This window comes from Neisseria sp. P0021.S007, from assembly GCF_051956855.1.
Genome location: NZ_JBQCXA010001784.1, coordinates 1 through 435 on the forward strand (window position 1 = coordinate 1; position 435 = coordinate 435).

General features: G+C 43.7%; 1 protein-coding gene. It reads right to left on the reverse strand.

What is annotated here, in order from left to right; translation table 11 throughout:
• On the reverse strand, positions 1-340 hold a 340-nt coding region (gene pilV / locus ACTHUR_RS21445), incomplete at its 3' end, for a type IV pilus modification protein PilV (RefSeq protein ID WP_440400826.1).
• Positions 341-435 lie beyond the last annotated feature (95 nt).

Here is a 435-nt window from a genome sequence, read left to right on the forward strand (position 1 = left end):
GCTGTGCTTTAGCCAACTCTTCTTTTTTCATACTCTCTTTCAACGGCCCTTTTTTCAATGGTTCAGTAGAGGAATCACCGTATGTGGTGTAATAATCCTTATAATTCTTACACCACCCTCTACCATTCCTGCTATTGGTTGCTCCTTGTTTAGGGGTTGGGCATTCTACAAGCCTCGGATTAATCAACATCCCTTCCACCAAATTTTGAGTAAGTTGCGATACGATAGTCTGTCCTTCTGCTTCGCGCACGCTGGAAACGGTACGCAATTGAATGGCAAGCAAAGCGAGCACGCCGATTGCGAGGACAAACATGGCGACCAAAACTTCAATTAAAGTCATGCCTGATTGATATGGCTTAGAGGAACTTACCGATCTCGTTTTGACGAAACTCGATCCGTTCGTTTTCAGACGACCTTTTGTATTTAATGTCATGT